Annotated in this window: 1 pseudogene; it reads left to right on the top strand. The window is 64.2% G+C overall.

Annotated features, from left to right (window positions below):
- Positions 1–156: 156 nt before the first annotated feature.
- A pseudogene (locus tag AB4Z27_RS29585) lies at positions 157–455 on the top strand (RNase A-like domain-containing protein); the annotation flags it as partial.

Below are 455 nucleotides of genomic sequence, written 5' to 3'. Positions count from 1 at the left end.
ATTCCAACCCGGGCGGGGAGAGGGGAGCGATACGCTGGCGTCAGCGATCGTAGTCCTCTCGAAATTTCCTTGTTCCCGCGTGGGTTTGCGCCATCTCAATAGTGCGCTGGCGCTGGGTCGGTAGCGTCGGGCCTCTCTTTTCATGGGGGGAATCCGATGGCTCAGGCAGACGAGATGGACGGCTTGCGCGTGGTCATGAGCGCGCCGCAACTAGCGGCGGTGCTGGCGCACCGATCGATCAGTCCTACGGAGATGATGTCCAACCGCCTATGGGGCGGGCTGGACATCGTCGGCGGCGTGTTGGAGATGGTGGGTGCCGGGGTGCTGTGCATTGCGCCGGAACCGACTGGCGTGACGAAAGCTGGCTGTATCGCGTTCGGCATGCATGGCGCGGACACGGCCTGGCGCGGCATGCGACAAGCCTGGACCGGGCACGACACTGCAACACTGACTCA

Origin of the sequence: Cupriavidus sp. KB_39 (assembly GCF_052114485.1) — a bacterium.
Taxonomy (GTDB): domain Bacteria; phylum Pseudomonadota; class Gammaproteobacteria; order Burkholderiales; family Burkholderiaceae; genus Cupriavidus.
This window is presented reverse-complemented; position numbering and strand designations above follow the sequence as displayed.